Origin of the sequence: Rhodococcus sp. OK519, assembly GCF_003051005.1 — a bacterium.
Taxonomy (GTDB): Bacteria; Actinomycetota; Actinomycetes; order Mycobacteriales; family Mycobacteriaceae; genus Prescottella.
This window is the reverse complement of sequence record NZ_QAOW01000009.1, coordinates 137,217-152,573: the sequence shown is the minus strand read 5'-3', so window position 1 is coordinate 152,573 and position 15,357 is coordinate 137,217. Positions and strand designations below refer to the sequence as shown.

Annotated in this window: 14 protein-coding genes; 11 read left to right on the top strand and 3 right to left on the bottom strand. The window is 68.8% G+C overall.

The window, feature by feature from the left end:
• Window positions 1–55: 55 nt before the first annotated feature.
• A complete protein-coding gene (locus C8K36_RS20690) occupies window positions 56–1,222 on the top strand; it encodes a lipase family protein (protein ID WP_107986458.1) in 1,167 nt (388 codons plus the stop codon).
• 34 nt (window positions 1,223–1,256) lie between these two features.
• Here C8K36_RS20690 and C8K36_RS20685 read toward each other — a convergent pair whose 3' ends face one another.
• Window positions 1,257–2,093, bottom strand: a complete 837-nt coding sequence (locus C8K36_RS20685; protein WP_107986456.1) for a nitrilase-related carbon-nitrogen hydrolase — start codon at window positions 2,091–2,093, stop codon at window positions 1,257–1,259.
• Entirely contained in the window at window positions 2,090–2,881 is a 792-nt protein-coding gene (locus C8K36_RS20680) for an IclR family transcriptional regulator (protein ID WP_258195523.1), read from the bottom strand. Before C8K36_RS20680 ends, C8K36_RS20685 begins: the two co-directional genes overlap by 4 nt.
• 171 nt (window positions 2,882–3,052) lie before the next feature.
• Between C8K36_RS20680 and C8K36_RS20675 the strand changes: the two genes are divergently transcribed.
• From C8K36_RS20675 to C8K36_RS20630, 10 genes are all read left to right on the top strand, one after another.
• Window positions 3,053–4,105, top strand: a complete 1,053-nt coding sequence (locus tag C8K36_RS20675; RefSeq protein WP_107986452.1) for a polyamine ABC transporter substrate-binding protein — start codon at window positions 3,053–3,055, stop codon at window positions 4,103–4,105.
• Entirely contained in the window at window positions 4,105–5,052 is a 948-nt protein-coding gene (locus C8K36_RS20670) for an ABC transporter permease (protein ID WP_146176518.1), read from the top strand. Before C8K36_RS20675 ends, C8K36_RS20670 begins: the two co-directional genes overlap by 1 nt.
• Window positions 5,049–5,861, top strand: a complete 813-nt coding sequence (locus tag C8K36_RS20665) for an ABC transporter permease (RefSeq protein WP_107986448.1) — start codon at window positions 5,049–5,051, stop codon at window positions 5,859–5,861. Before C8K36_RS20670 ends, C8K36_RS20665 begins: the two co-directional genes overlap by 4 nt.
• A complete protein-coding gene (locus C8K36_RS20660) occupies window positions 5,858–6,964 on the top strand; it encodes an ABC transporter ATP-binding protein (RefSeq protein WP_107986446.1) in 1,107 nt (368 codons plus the stop codon). Before C8K36_RS20665 ends, C8K36_RS20660 begins: the two co-directional genes overlap by 4 nt.
• Window positions 6,961–7,647 (top strand): DUF1028 domain-containing protein, encoded by a 687-nt coding sequence (locus tag C8K36_RS20655; RefSeq protein WP_107986641.1) that lies wholly within the window; start codon window positions 6,961–6,963, stop codon window positions 7,645–7,647. The genes C8K36_RS20660 and C8K36_RS20655 overlap by 4 nt, the downstream gene beginning before the upstream one ends.
• Window positions 7,640–8,845: a M20/M25/M40 family metallo-hydrolase gene (locus C8K36_RS20650; RefSeq protein ID WP_181319662.1), complete on the top strand. Its 1,206-nt coding sequence runs from the start codon at window positions 7,640–7,642 to the stop codon at window positions 8,843–8,845. Before C8K36_RS20655 ends, C8K36_RS20650 begins: the two co-directional genes overlap by 8 nt.
• A 74-nt stretch (window positions 8,846–8,919) precedes the next feature.
• Complete coding sequence (locus tag C8K36_RS20645; RefSeq protein WP_181319661.1) at window positions 8,920–11,433, top strand: MmgE/PrpD family protein; 2,514 nt, start codon at window positions 8,920–8,922, stop codon at window positions 11,431–11,433.
• A gap of 54 nt (window positions 11,434–11,487) precedes the next feature.
• Complete coding sequence (locus C8K36_RS20640) at window positions 11,488–12,081, top strand: flavin reductase family protein (protein ID WP_107986440.1); 594 nt, start codon at window positions 11,488–11,490, stop codon at window positions 12,079–12,081.
• The gene (locus C8K36_RS20635) at window positions 12,078–13,247 is read left to right on the top strand and encodes an NAD(P)/FAD-dependent oxidoreductase (RefSeq protein ID WP_107986438.1); all 1,170 of its coding nucleotides are present in this window, start codon (window positions 12,078–12,080) and stop codon (window positions 13,245–13,247) included. Before C8K36_RS20640 ends, C8K36_RS20635 begins: the two co-directional genes overlap by 4 nt.
• Window positions 13,244–14,494, top strand: coding sequence for an allantoate amidohydrolase (locus C8K36_RS20630; RefSeq protein ID WP_107986436.1), 1,251 nt, complete (start codon window positions 13,244–13,246; stop codon window positions 14,492–14,494). Before C8K36_RS20635 ends, C8K36_RS20630 begins: the two co-directional genes overlap by 4 nt.
• Here the strand turns inward: C8K36_RS20630 and C8K36_RS20625 are convergent.
• The gene (locus tag C8K36_RS20625; RefSeq protein ID WP_107986639.1) at window positions 14,460–15,215 is read right to left on the bottom strand and encodes a class I SAM-dependent methyltransferase; all 756 of its coding nucleotides are present in this window, start codon (window positions 15,213–15,215) and stop codon (window positions 14,460–14,462) included. The genes C8K36_RS20630 and C8K36_RS20625 overlap by 35 nt on opposite strands.
• Between the last annotated feature and the right edge of the window lie 142 nt (window positions 15,216–15,357).

The following is a 15,357-nucleotide window of genomic DNA, read 5'->3' as shown; positions in this document are numbered from 1 at the left end:
CCAACTGACCTAGGCTATGTGACCTACAGGAGATCTCCGGGTGAAGACAACGAAAATGAGTGCGGTGCTCGCCGTCGCCGCAGCCCTCGTGGTGGCCGGCTGTTCCGGCCAGGGCGCGGCAGAGGAAGCACCGGCAGCACCGGCAGCACCTGGCTACGGGCAGCTGCTGAGCAGCCAGCCGTTGAGCGGCAACGCCGTTCTACCCAGCGCGGCGCGCAGCGAACTGATCACGTATCTGTCCCAGGATCCGCGGGGCAATTCCACGGTCGTGTCGGGCTCGGTGTCGATGCCTCCCGGGCCGGCGCCGGAGGGAGGCTGGCCGGTGATCAGCTGGGCGCACGGCACCACCGGTGTGGCCGACGCCTGTGCCCCGTCCTCGGGCACCGTCGACGGCCCGGACGGCGAGTACCTGGTGTACATCTCGCAGACGCTGGACCGCTTCGTCCAGGCCGGGTACGTCGTCGTCCAGACCGACTACGTCGGCTTGGGAACGCCGGGGCTGCATCCCTACGTCAACGGGGATTCCGAGGCCGACGCCGTCGTCGACATCGTCCGGGCCGGCCGATCTCTCGATCCCGCGATCGGCAAGACCTGGTACGTCGCGGGACATAGCCAGGGCGGCCACGCGGCACTGTTCACCGCGGCCCGGGGCGCCGAGCGTGCACCGGAACTGGATCTGCGCGGAGCGGTGGCCATCGCCCCCGGCAACAACACGAGCCAGACGCCGCAGTACTTCGCCGTGGGTGGGCCCGACGTGCGCCTCGCGCTCGGCTATCTCCCACTGATTCTGCTCGGGGCGCAGGCCGCCGACCCTGACCTGCGCGCCGAGGACTACGTCGCCGACTCCGCGAAGCCGCTCGTGGATACCGCCTACACGAGTTGCACCGGATCCATCGACGCTGTCGCGGCTACCGTGCCCGTGGACCGGATCATGAAGCCCGACGCCGACGTCGACGCGCTCGTCGCCTACCTGGAGACGCAGGAACCGGCGCAGCTGAAGCTCGCCGTGCCCACGCTGGTCCTGCAGGGCACCGGCGACACCGCAGTCGCCGAACCCGGATCACGCGCGCTCGTCGAAACTCTCTGCGCGAATGGATCTTCTGTCGGCTATCGCACGTACGAGGGGCTCGAGCACACGCCGACGGTGCCGGCAGCCTACGACGACACGGTCGGGTTCTTCGACCGACTCGGCGCAGGTGAAGGGGCATCCGGGCTCTGCTGAATCTCCCGTGTCGTCTCGCTGACGGTCGGGTGGCTCACGCCGTGTCTGCGGTCCGGTACACCTCGGTGTAAAGCTCGGGCCGGCGATCGCCGAAAACGTGGTTGACGCCGGAGATCTGCCGATCTCGCGCACTCGACAACGTCAGCGTGGCGTGGGCGAACCCGTCGGCATCGGGCGTGTCGAGCACCCATCCGGCCGTGTCGATGATGGCCGAACCGCCCGTGAACTCCTGGTCTCGTTCCCGGCCGGCGCGGTCCGCGCACGCGACATGGACGTGGTTGATCCGCGCGGCGGCGCGGGCCAGCATCACCTGCGGGGGTTCGTCCCCGTACGGGCGGGCGTCCAGTGCCCAGTTCGTCGGGACGACGATCAGGTCGGCGCCCCGCATTGCCAGACTGCGCGCCATCTCGGGGAACTCCAGGTCGTAGCAGATCAGCACGCCCACCCGACCGAAGGCGGTGTCGATGACCGGAGGGGCCTCGGTGCCTGCGGCGAAGAATCGCTTCTCACTGTTCCACAGATGGGTCTTCCGGTAGACGGCACGGACGCCCGTCGCGTCGACGACCGCGGCGCTGATGTGGAGCTCCGGGCCGGATCGCTCCGCGAACCCGCCCACGACCACTCCCGGAGATCCCGCGAGCGCCCGCGCCCAGCGAGTGAAGACCGGATGTTCGGGTTTGATTGCGCACGAACGGGCTTCGTCCATGGTGTCGAACATGTAGCCGCTCAGGCACAACTCGGGGAGGACGACGATGTCGGCTCCTCGCGCACGAGCGGTCTCGATCGCGCAGACGGTGGCGTTCACGTTGGCTTCGAAATCGAGGAGACGGGGAGCCAGTTGCACCACCGCGACGTGCGCCTGCCCGCTCATGCGTCCCGCCCGAGCGAGAAGCGTTCACCGTTCCGGAGCGCGAGGAGGTCCTCGAGTTCCTGCGCGGCCTCCCGTAGATCGGTGACGGCCTGTTCGATCTTCGGTTCCAGGCGGAACGTCGGCCCGGAGACGCCGAGCGAGGCGATGAGCATCCCCCGATAGTCACGGACCGGGACGCCGACGGCCGCCAACCCGGCCTCGAACTCGTCCACGACGATGGAGTACCCGTCCTCCCGGGCCCGGGAGACGGCGTCCACGAGGTCGTCGACGGACCTGACGCCACCCTCGCGCGCACTGTGAAGCCGCTGTCCGGCATACATTTCGCGGATCTCGGCGGAGGTTCGGTCGGTGAGGAGTACCCGACCCACGGACGTCGAATGCAGCGCCCAATGCGCGGGCATCGCCTGAATCGAGTGGTTGGCGGTCCGCTCGGCCACGGTCAGCGCGTCGTATCCGGATCGCACCGAGAGGTACACCGACTCGTCCAGTCGGTTGAGCAGTCCGTCGAGGACCCCGCCCGCGCACTCCAGCAGGCGCTGGTCGCCACTGACCTGCGCCATGTTGAAGATCCGCCATCCCAGCCGGAACGCGCGTGTCTTGGGGTCTCGGTCGACCATGCCGTACTCGGTGAGGACCTTGAGGCTGCGCGAGATCTGGCTCTTGTCCATGTCGAGGATCTCGGCGAGTTGAGTGACGCCGAGTCCGCCGCTCTCACGGGCGCGGCGGGTCTGGAGAGTCATCAGGACTTCCAGCCCGCGGCGAATGCTGGTGTCGCGTGTGGGTGGCATGGCACGAGCTTTCGTCATGAATTGCAGTTGGCGCAACAGCAATTGGCTTATTCGCAACATACGAAACGAACTTGTAACGATCACGACACCGACCGGGCACACCGCCGCCGAATACTTCAAGTGTCCATACGGCAACTGTGGTTGCGATAATGACAACAGAAATGAGGGGTCATGCGTGCCAAGACCTTGCGAGTACTTTCCGCCGCCAGCGCATGCGTGGCGCTCGGCGCGGCGCTGTCCGCGTGTGGTGGAGGATCCGGCGATGCCGACAGTGTGACCCTGAAGTTCCTCAACTACGGCGACTGGGTCGGAGAGACCGAGATCGCGGACTTCGAGGCCGCCAACCCCGGGATCAAGATCGAGCAGTTCGCGTTGCCCGACGGCGGCTCGTCCGCTCTGGCTGCGCAGTTGGCCAAGGACAGGGGCGTCTACGACCTCGTCGCTGTCGGCAACGCCACCGCCGCCCGTCTGGAGGCCGGTAACCTGCTGGCCGATTTCGATCCCGCCACGGTTCCGAACCTGGCGAACATGCCGCAGGAATACCGGGCCGAGTTCCCGTGGGGTATCCCCACCGATCTCGGCAAGGTCGGGATCATCTACGACAAGGAGAAGGTCCCGAATCCTCCGAAGTCGTGGAAGGAGCTCTTCGACAACGCCGATCAGTGGACGGGCAAGATCGTGCTGCCGGACTACGACCTCGATGTGCAGGCGATCGCCCTGCTCTCGCTCGGCTACGACATCAACACCACCGACAGCGGTGAACTCGCCGAGGCCGAGGCGAAGATCAAGGAGATCAAGCCGCACCTGCTCGCGTTCCAGCGCACGGGACAGGCGAAGTCGGTGACCGACGGTTCGGCGCTCATCGCGGTCGGCTACGACTACGCGTTCGCGGGCGCCGACGACCCCTCGCTCGGCTGGGTCTCGCCGACGGAGGGCACGCCCGGCTACATCGAGGGTGTCGCTCTCCTGCCCGGCAGCAAGCACACCGAAGAGGCGCTGCGGTTCCTCGATTCCCGTCTCGAACCGGAGACCTACGGCGGGTTCATCAACAACACCGGCGCCTCCTACCTGATGCCGGCGGCCGAGCAGTTCCTCGAGCCCAGGATCCTGGAAAACCCTGCGCTCCAGCAGAACACGGCCTCGAAGTTCCTGGCTGAGAAGTTCCTGTCGGCGGAGGACACCGAGGCGCGGGCCAAGATGTGGAACCGGATCAAGGCATCCTGATGACCCAGGCTCCGACAGTGGCTCCCCCCGACACCCCGGGCCGCCGGGTCGAGGGTGCGTCGCCCGCACCGGCACGTACCGGCGCAGGCGCGCCTCGACGCCCTCGGCGCTCGTCCGGAATCCTGCTCGCGGCGCCGATGACGATGTACGTCGTCGCCTTCTTCGTCGCCCCGCTCGTGCTCCTCGCGGTGTACAGCGTCATGAAATTCGACCTTCTCACCTTCCAAGTACGGTCGGGGTTCACGCTCGAGAACTACCGAGAGCTCTTCAGCAGCACCTACGTCGGCGCCGTGTTGCGTTCGCTCGCAATGACAGTCGTCATGACCGCGGTGTGTGTGGTGCTCGGATTCCCGGTCGCGCTCACCATCGCCCGTGCCAGTGGCCGGGTGAAGGCCCTGCTCCTGGTCGCGGTCATCGTGCCGTACTGGATCAGCTTCGTCGTACGCACCTACGCCTGGCTCGAACTGCTGTCGCCGACCGGCGTCGTCTCGAAGGTCGCCGCGTTCTTCGGAATCGTTCCGGAGGGCGCCCAGCTCGGCTACTCCACCTTCGCGATCGGTGTCGGCATGGTCGCCGGCTACCTGCCGCTGATGATCCTGCCGATGTTCATGGCGCTGGACCGGATCGACCCGGCCCTGCAGGAAGCGGCCGCAGACATGGGGCTCAGCCGGCGCCGGGCCTTCTGGAAGATCACCGTGAAGCTGGCCATGCCCGGCAGCATCGCGGGCGTGCTGCTGGTCGGGATCCCGGCGACCGGGGAGTACACCATCCCGGCCATCCTCGGTGGTTCCAAGACCCTCATGGTCGGCAACGTCGAGGCCGAGCAGTTCCTCGCGACCGGCAACTATCCGTTCGGTGCCGCCATCGCAACGACGCTGATGGTCGTCATGCTCGCCGTGCTGTTCGCCTCACGCAAGCGCCTGGATCGATTGGGGGACATCACATGAAGCGCCGGATCAGTCCCGCGGCGGCTGTGACAGTTGCCGTCCTCGCCTTCCTCTACCTGCCTATCGGCATGGTGATCGTCAACGCGTTCAACGCCGACGAGAGCCTCGTCGGCTGGGGCGGTGCGACGCTCGAGTGGATCACCGGAGCGTTCGCCGACCCGCGGGTGCGTCAGGACTTCCTCACCAGTTGTCTGATCGCGTTGCTGTCCACCGTGGTCGCGGTCGCCCTGTCGCTGGCTGCGGTGATGGCGGTCTCCCGCCTGCCCAAGCGGGCCGGCGCCGTGTTGCAGACCCTCACCTACGCCCGGCTGATGATCCCCGAAGTCGTCATCGCCGCGGGAATCCTGGTGGTCATCCAGCGTCTCGGGCTCACCACCGGCACCTGGTCGGTCGTGGCCGGACACATCGTGTTCTGTTCCGCCTACGCGACATTGGTGCTCCAGTCCCGCTTCGCGACCCTGACGGGTACGTACGACGAGGCCGCGGCAGATCTGGGCGCTTCGCCGCGCCGAGTGTTCCTGAAGGTGCTGTGGCCGATGATGATGCCCGCCGTCGTCATCGCTGCGCTGCTGTCCTTCACGTTCTCCTTCGACGACGTCGTCAGCACCGTCTTCCTGGCGGGACCGGAGACCGAGACGCTACCGGTCCTCATCCTCAGCCTGTCGCGCCACGGCACGTCACCGGAGATCAACGCGATCGCCGTCGCCTTCATGTTCGTCTCGCTCGTCCTGATGTGTCTGGTCGCGTTGGCCTCCTTCTGGCCCTCCAAGCAGACACGCCGCGTCACCTCGGAAGAAGAAGCAGCATGACAACCATCGCCGACCCCGGTTACAGCCCGGCTTCGCTGAGGCTCGAGAACCTCGCATGCTCCTTCGGCGACCACCACGTCGTCAAGGGCATCAACCTCGACATCAAGGGAGGCGAGTTCTTTTCGCTCCTCGGCCCCAGCGGCTGCGGCAAGACCACCACACTGCGGATGATCGCCGGTCTCGAGCAGTCCGATGCGGGACGCATCCTCGTGGACGACAAGGAAATCCAGGGGGTGCCGCCACACAAGCGGCCGGTGCACACGGTCTTCCAGAACTATGCGCTGTTCCCGCACCTGACGGTCTTCGAGAACGTCGCCTTCGGGCTGCGCGAGCGCAAGGAGAGCAAGCAGGTCGTCGCGGAGAAGGTGTCCCGTTTCCTCGACCTGGTCGAGTTGAGCGGCAAGGAGAATCATCGGCCACGCCAGCTCAGTGGTGGCATGCAGCAGCGCGTCGCGTTGGCGCGTTCGCTCGTCCTCGGACCCCGGGTCCTTCTGCTGGACGAGCCGCTCGGCGCGCTGGACCTGCGGATGCGCCGCCAGATGCAGGTGCTGCTCAAGTCGGTGCAGCACGAGCTCGGCATCACGTTCGTCTATGTCACCCACGACCAGGAGGAGGCGTTCGCGATGTCCGACCGGGTCGGCCTCATGCAGAACGGTGATCTGGTGCAGGTGGCGACGCCCGCCGAGGTCTACCACCAGCCGGCGACCCGCTTCGCCGCCGGATTCGTCGGCGCCTCCAACAGCCTGGACGGGACTGTCACCGGGACGGGCCCGGGCTGGTTCGACGTGACGGTGCCCGGCGTGGGGGAGGGGCGGGTCGACGGCGCAGGTGAGGTGCCGGCGGACAAGAACATCACGTTGATCCTGCGACCCGAAGTGGTCGGTCTGCAGGCCGGGGGCGCCGAGGGTGCCGACTTCTCGGTCGAGGGAATCGCGCGGGACATCGCCTTCCTCGGTGCCCGTACCTCGGTGCGCGTCGAACTCGCCGACGGCCGGGTGATCACCGCCGACCTGGCCAGCCGCACGCTGCCCGCCAGCGTCGTGGTCGGTGCGCCGTGCCGGCTGTCGTGGCGCAGCGCCGACATGTGGGCGGTGACCCGATGACCTATTCGATAGTGGCCCGGTGCGAGGTCACCGGTCAGCTCGGCGTCGCGACCGCAACCTCCGACGTCGCCGTCGGGGCCCGCGTGCCGTGGCTGCGCACCGGCGTCGGCGCCGTCGTCACCCAGCACCGCACCGACCCCCGCCTCGGACCCCGCCTGCTCGATCTGATGGCCCGCGGAGCCACCGCTGCCGAGGCCGTCGACGGCGTGCGCCATTCGAGCGTGCACGCGGACTGGCGTCAGCTTGCGGCCATCGGTACCAGGGGACCTGGAATCGGTTGGACGGGTGCACATGTCGACCCCGCCGGGGTTTCCGTCGTCACCGCCGCCGACCACGTCGTCGCCGGCAACATCCTCGTCGGTGACGTCGTCGGCCGGGCCGCGAGCACGGCCTTCGACGGCAGTGCCGGGCTGGAACTGGGCGAGCGACTGATGCGTGCGCTGGAGGCAGGTCTGGCCGCCGGCGGCGAACCGGATCCGCTGCGGTCCGCTTGCCTGCGGGTGCACGGCAGCGAACAGTTTCCGCTCGTCGACCTGCGAGTCGACGAGCACCCGGAACCGCTGCGCGAGCTTCGCCGACTGTGGGAGCTGTACGGCCCGGCCGCCGGCGAGTATGTCAGCCGCGCAATCGATCCCGACGCCGCACGTGGTGTCGCCCCAGGTGCGGAGGAAGCCGATGTCTGAACCGACACCATCGCCCGTCTCCGTCGCCGAGTTCGCCGCCCGGCTCGAGCCGCGGCTGCCGAGCATCCTCGACCTGGCCACCCGGCTCACCGAGGTCGAGAGCGGATCATTCCTTCCTGCGGGCGTCGACCGGGTGAGTGACCTGATCGCCGAGCGGCTCGAATCGCTGGGATTCACCTCACGCCGGCACACGATCGCCTCGGACCGCGGCCAGGCGTTCGAGGCCACGCTCGAGACCGGCGACCCGGGGCTCCGACTGCTCGTGCTCGGGCACGCCGACACGGTGTGGCCCGAGGGAGCGACGGCCGACTGGCCCATCGTGACGGACGCGCCGTCCATGTCCGGGCCGGGTCTCGGTGACATGAAATGTGCTCTCGCGATGGCTGTTCACGCGATCGAAGCGGCGCTCGAGACGTCGGTGCCGGGCGTCGCATCGATCACCTACGCGCTGGTCCCCGACGAGGAACTGGGCAGCGTCGACAGTCGCGGTTGGCTGGCGGACCTGGGCCGCCGCACGGATGTGTGCCTGGCCCTCGAAGCCGGTCTGGTCGACGGGGGCGTGATCGTCTCTCGTGGCGCGGTCGGCGCCATGATCATCACCGCGCACGGCCGGACGGCGCACTGCACCGACGACACCGGAGCGAGCGCCTTGCATGCGCTGGCGCCGCTCGTCGAGGAACTCGAATCGCTCACCGATCGAGCGAGGCGCACCATCTGCAGCGTCGGCATCCTGCGCTCCGGCACGGCGCGTCAGGTCGTCCCCGACCATGCGGAACTCCACGTCGATCTGCGGGCTCCCGACGACGCGGCGGGCCGGGCTCTGGTCGACGAGGTGCGCCGCCGCGCCGAGGCGCGTGCGGGTGCCGGTGTCACTGTCGAGATCTCCGGCGGCATCACCAGGCCCGCCCTTCCTCGGACGGTCACGGATCCGGTGTACGCGCTCGCCGAGAACCTGGCGTCGGCAGCCGGCCTGGCCCTGCGCCGGATCGACGAGTCGGGCGGCTCGGATGCGAGCCTCGTCGGACAGTTCGCGCCGCTCGCGCTCGACGGTCTGGGGCCCACCGCATTCGACCAGTGCAGCCGCGCCGAGGCGGTTGCGCGCGATTCCGTCGTCCCGCGCACGGCGCTGCTGGCCGCCCTCATCGGCCACGCCGGGAAGCTTGCCGTGCACCTGCCGAATCAGGAGGACCTCCGATGACGCTCGACACATCGACGTTTCCGATTGGTGTTGCAAATATGACGAGTCAAGTTGTGGATAAAGCAAATATGCCGGTGAGTGACGTCCTGGAGTTTGTCGTGGGACTTACCTGGCAGCAGGTACCGTCCGCAGTGCGACGACGCCTGGGCATGCTCACCCTCGACGCCTCGGTAGCGGCCCGGGCCGGCACGCTGCTGCGCTCGGCCCGCATCATCACCGAGTACGTCACGACCGCGATGGGTGGCAACGAAGCCACCTGCATGCTCGACGGGCGTCGCGTCTCGGCGGCCGGCGCTGCGCTCGCGAACGGCACCGTGATGAACGCCGTCGACTACGACGACGGCCACGCCCTCGCCAAGGGACACCCGGGAGCGGTGATCATCCCGGCGGCGCTCGCGGCGGCCGAAGCGGCCGGCGCCAGCCACGAGGAGTTCCTCCTCGCCACGCTGATCGGCTACGAGGTCGGTATCCGTGCTGCAATGGCGCAGCACGACCGCTGGCCGCTCTTCCACAGCAGTGGCACCTGGGGGGCCGTCGGCGCCGCCGCCGCGAGCGCCCGTCTACTGAAGCTGTCGCCCGCGCAGGTGGACGCGGCCCTCGGGTTGGCGGAGTACCACGCGCCGGTCGACCTGATCATGCGGGCGGTGGCCGAGCCCACCATGGCCAAGGACGCCATGGGCTGGGGAGCGCACGTCGGCGTCACCAGCGCCCAGCTCGCGGCGGCCGGCTTCACCGCCCACCGCTCCGAGTTCGTCGCCGGCCGCCCGCGCCGCGACGGCACCGACCTCGGCGCCGAATGGCACGTGATGCGCACCTACGTCAAGCCGTTCCCGTGCTGCCGCTGGGTACATCCCGCGCTGACCGGTGCCGATCGGATCCTGCGCGAACTCGGCCGGGAGCGACTCGATCCCGACGAGGTGACCGCCGTGCGGGTGCGCACCTTCCAGGCCGCGGCCGACCTGGCGCGGATGGTGCCGTCGACCAGCGAGGAAGCCCAGTTCAACCTGGTCTGGCCGCTGGCCGCGTACCTGGCCACCGGCGCCTTCGGGCTCGAGTCGATCACGGACGACCTCGGTGATCCGGCGATCGCACGGATGGCCGCCCTCGTGGACGTCGTCGTCGACCCGAACCTCGACGCCGAGTTCCCCGCCGTCCGCCGCAGCGGCCTCACCGTGACGATGGCCGACGGGCGCGTGCTCGACAGCGGCCTGTGCACCGCGGCGGGGGATGCGGACGACCCGTACTGGGAGGACGTGGTGCGGGCCAAGTTCCCCGCCGTCCCCGACGACCACTGGGCCGCCTTCTCTGCCGGGCCCCTGCCTTCCGTGACCCGCGACCTCACCGCAGTCGATCCGCTGTCCCCGCTGACCTATCCGCTCAACGACCCCATCACCATCACTGAAGGAGAAGACATGACCTCCCCCGAGCAGACCAAGCGCCTCGCAGCCATCGACGCCCTGGCCCAAGGCTTCCGCGACCGCGCTCGTCGCTACGACGACGAGGCGATCTTCCCGACCGAGAACTTCGCCGAGCTGAACGAGGCGGATCTGCTCGCGCTGACGCTTCCCGAGAAGTGGGGCGGCGCCGGCCTGTGGAGCGAGGGTGGTTTCGCCGAGTACTACGAGCTCATCGAGCGGATAGCAGCGATCGATGCCCCGACCGCGCAGCTGTTCCAGGTCCACTCCCATGCCCTCGGCATGCTGGCGCATGCCGCTACCGAGGAGCAGATGCGCAAGTACGTCGTCCCGATCGCCGAGGCCGGTGAGCTGGTCGCCTCGGTCGGCAGTGAGTCGGTCCCCGGCAAGAACAATCTCGGCACCTCCAGCAGTCAGCTGGTCCGCAACGAGCAGGGCCAGTGGGTGCTCAACTGCACCAAGCACTTTGCCTCCCTCGGGCCGGGCGCCTCGCACTTCATCATCTGGCTCGCCATGCCCGGCACGGAGGACTACGACTACCGCACCGTCGCCGTGCTCGTGCCGCGCGACGTCCCCGAGGTTGAGCTGATCGACAACTGGGACGTGCTCGGCATGCGGTCCACGGTCAGCTGGGCCGTCAAGGTGACCGACTACGCGCTGCCCGACGACGCGATCTTCGGTGAGCCGGGCTGGTGGGAGACCGACGACACCCGCACGTTCACGCTGGCCTTCGCGGCCAACCACCTCGGTGCTGCCCGCGGCGCCTTCGACTTCACCGTCGACTGGGTGCGCGAGCGTCCGCAGCTGGCGGGCAGCGAACTGATCCAGTTCCAGCTCGGCGAACTGGCCGCCAAGCTCTCGACCGCCCGCGCGGGACTCTTCCACGCGGCCGCCGCGTGGGACGCCGGCCAGCGATCGGAGGGCGAGTTCCGCGGAGTCCACGCGCTCACCGTCGCCAAGGCGGTCGCCCTCGAGATCACGCAGCGGTGCCTCGACATCTGCGGATCGCGCTCGATGTTCAAGACCTACCCGCTGGAGCGCTTCTACCGCGACACCCGCGCGTTCTCGCTGCATTACCGGGTGGACAACTACACCCGCAACCTCGGGGCATCCCTGCTCTCCCAGGGATTCTCGGTCAACGGAAACGGTGGCCTGACTCCCGCCCAGGACTGACCGTTCACGCCGCGCCACTCCGACTTCGATACATCACGACATGGGAGCACGCTCATGAAATCAATCACCACCGGCACCGACCCGACGGCGGTGCGGGCTGCATTCGCGAACATCGCCTCCGGGGTCACCGCGGTGTGCGCGGAACTGGAGGGCGAGGTGGTCGGCATGGCCGCGAGTTCGTTCACCGCGGTCTCGCTGGATCCGCCGCTCGTGTCGGTGTGCGTCATGAACGGCTCGCGTACCTGGCGGCGCCTGCAGGATGCGCCGCGCCTCGGCGTCAGCGTGCTGGCGGCGGACCAGGGGTCGGTGTGTCGCGCCCTCGGATCGAAGGGGGGAGACCGGTTCGCCGACATCGCGACGCTGGTGACGCCGGAGGGTGCCGTGCTCGTGAGGGGCGCCGGCGTGTGGCTCGAGTGTGAACTGCAGAGCCTGCTGCCCGGGGGCGACCACACCATCGTGCTGCTCCGGGTGCTCGGGCTCGAGGCGGACACCGAACGCGAGCCGCTGGTGTACCTCGCCGGCAGCGTCCGCGCCCTCGTGCCCCTGTCGCCGAGCGGTGTCGACGGGCCCGTACCGACGAGCGGTGTCGACGGGCCCGTACCGACGAGCACCGTCGGTTCCACAGCATCTGAAGGAGCATTGTCATGACCGGTCGGCGCGTGATCGTGGTGGGGGGTGGGCTGATCGGGCTGTCGATCGCCCGCGCCCTCACCGAGCGAGGCGTCAGCGAGGTACTCGTGCTCGAACGCCACAGTCTCGCCAGCGGCGGGACCGGCAAGTCGAGCGGGATCGTGCGTTGTCACTACGGCGTCCCGTCGATCGCCGCGATGGCGTGGCGCAGCCTGCCGACCTTCGAGCGCTTGGGTGACGAGGTCGGGTTCCGGCAGGTGGGCTACATGGTCGCCGTCGGGCCGGAGAACGAGGAGGCGCTGCGCGCGAACACCGCCGTGCACCAGTCGCTCGGGATCGAAGCGGAGATGATCGACCACGAACGGGCGACCGGATTGTGGCCGCAGCTCAACGTCGACGACATCGCGGCCTTCTCCTACGAGGCGCGCGGTGGATACGCGGATGCCTCCCAGCTCGCCCTGCACTTCGGGGCGGTGGCGCGGTCTGCCGGTGCGAAGGTCCGGCAGAACACCCCCGTGGCGCGGGTGCTGACCTCGGGAGACCGCGCCACCGGTGTGGAGCTGACGAGCGGCGAGGTCCTCGAGGCGGACGCCGTGGTCGTCGCCTCCGGGTGGTGGTCCGGCAGGCTGATGGCGGATGTCGGCATCGACCTGCCGATCGAAGCGCTGCGCTCCGAACTGCTCATGGTCGACGCCGGTGAACCCCTACGTGGCCTGCCTGCCCTGTCGGACCTGGTGAGCCTGCAGTACGTGCGAATCGAAGGCTCCGGTGAGCTGCTGGTCGGCAACAGCGACCACAGCACACCCAAGTACGCAGACCCGGACGCGTACTCCAATCAGGCCAGCGAGGCGGGGATGGAGCGGGCCGCAACAAAGATGTTGCACCGCTTCGACTTCCCGGACGCATCGGTGGCACACACCTACGCGGGCTGTTACGACATCACCCCGGACTGGAATCCGGTCATCGCGCCGGCACCGATCGACGGGCTGTTCCTCGCCGCCGGGTTCAGCGGTCACGGATTCAAGATCAGCCCGGCGGTGGGCGATCTGATGGCCGACCTGATCGTCGACGGAGACAGCCGGGACACGGATGTCCCGGCGGCGGACTTCCGGCTCGAACGGTTCGCCGAGGGGCAGTTGCTGTCCAGCCTGCACCCGTACGTGGGAGCGGGTGAGATGCGATGAGCGACAAGGTTGCAGCGGTCGAGGGCGACACGGTCTCCGGTCTGCTGGCGGAGATCGAGGACATCGGACGGGACCCGCAGCGTGGCGGATACTCCCGACCGGTCCACTCGTCGGCCGAACACGAACTGCGGGAGTGGTTCATCGCGCACGCCGAGAAGCGCGGCCTGGAGGTGGAGGTCGATCGCAACGGTGCGATCTGGGCCTGGCATGCACCTGACGGGTCTCACGACGACGCGATCGTCACCGGTAGTCACCTGGATTCGGTGCCCGGCGGCGGCGCGTTCGACGGACCTCTCGGGGTGGCGTCGGCGCTGGTGGCGTTCGATGTTCTCCGCCGCCGTGGAGCGTTGGGCCGGCGACCCCTCGCCATCGTGGTGTTCCCCGAGGAGGAGGGGTCGCGATTCGGGGTGGCCTGCCTCGGGTCCCGACTGATGACCGGAGCCATCGATCCCGATCGGGCCCGGGCGCTGACCGATGCCGACGGAAACACCTTCGCGGAGATCGTTGCCCGCGGCGGGCTCGATCCGGCGCACCTCGGTCCCGACCCCGAGGCGCTGGCGCGAATGGCAGTGTTCGTGGAGTTGCACGTGGAGCAGGGACGCGGCCTGATCGACCTCGACCGACCGGTCGCGGTGGCATCGTCCATCCTGGGGCACGGTCGGTGGCGGGTGACGATCGCCGGCGAGGGCAATCACGCCGGGACCACGCTGATGTGTGATCGCCGCGATCCGATGGTCGCGGCGGGCCGGTTGGTGTCACGGATCAGGGATCTCGCCCGTGGGCATTCCGCCGCCCGCGCCACGGTCGGTCGGCTGGTTCCCACGCCGGGCGGCACCAACGTCATCGCTTCCCGGGTAGACCTGTGGGTCGACGTGCGCCACCCCGACGACACGGTGACGACCGTCCTGGTGGAGCAGGTCCGTCAGGCCGCGATCCTGCTCGCCGCAGAGGAAGGCTGCGACGCGGTACTGGTCGAGGAGTCGTTCAGCCCGACCGTCGACTTCGACGCCGGACTCCGCGACGTCCTTGTCGCGACCTTGTCGGACGCTCCGGTGCTCGGCACCGGTGCGGGACACGATGCGGGTGTTCTCAAGGACTCCGTGCCCACCGCGATGCTCTTCGTCCGCAATCCGTCAGGGGTCTCGCACTCGCCCAGTGAACACGTCGAGGTCGATGATGCCGAGGCCGGCGCTGTCGCACTCGCCGACGCGCTCAGTGCTTGCGGACGACCAGGACGAGGTTGCTGACCAGCAACTCTCGCAGCACCGGGATCTTCACCATCCACCACGCCCAGCGCGGGTGGTAGCGGGGGAACGCGGCCAGGACCTCGCCGCCGGTCTGCTCCTTCGCCCAGCGCAGGCCGTCCTTCGCGCCGATGTCGAAGAGGGACACGCCGAACCGGTTCTTCGGCTCCTTGCCCAGCTTGCGCCGGTAGCGCCGCGCCGCGTACTCGCCGCCGAGGTAGTGCCACGGACCGGTCTCGTGGCCGCCGAACGGGCCCCACCACAGCGTGTACGACAGCACCATCAGGCCGCCGGGCTTGGTGACGCGCAGCATCTCCTCGGCCATCACCCACGGCTGGGACACGTGCTCGGCGACGTTCGACGAGAAGCACACGTCCACGGCGTCGGTGCGGATCGGCAGTGCCAGGCCGGACCCGCGAACCGAGTCGCCGACGCTGAGCCCGGCCGCGTGCATCTCCGACGGATCGGGTTCGACCGGGACGTACCGGGCGCCGGCCTTGCCGAAGGCGTCCGCGAAGTAGCCGGGGCCGCCGCCGACGTCGAGGACGGTGGTGCCGGTGAGGTCGGCGTCGGTGAGGCCGCGGTGGAGATCGCCGATCAACTCGACGGAGTCGCGGGCGAGCGCGCCGTAGAACAGGTCCGGTTCGGTCTGCTCGTACCGGAAGTCACTGAGCAGTCCGACGGACCGCTTCAGGGTCGCGCGGCGGGCGAAGTGGCGGGTCACGCGCGGTGCGCGGGCGGAGATCACGGGAGGAACCTTAGCGATCGGACATACCGCGGTCCTGTTCGCCGCTTTCCGCTTCGGGACGGTGGGGTGCGCCACGTCCAGCCGATAAGGTGTGTCGCAGGCGACCGTCCGAGCCGGT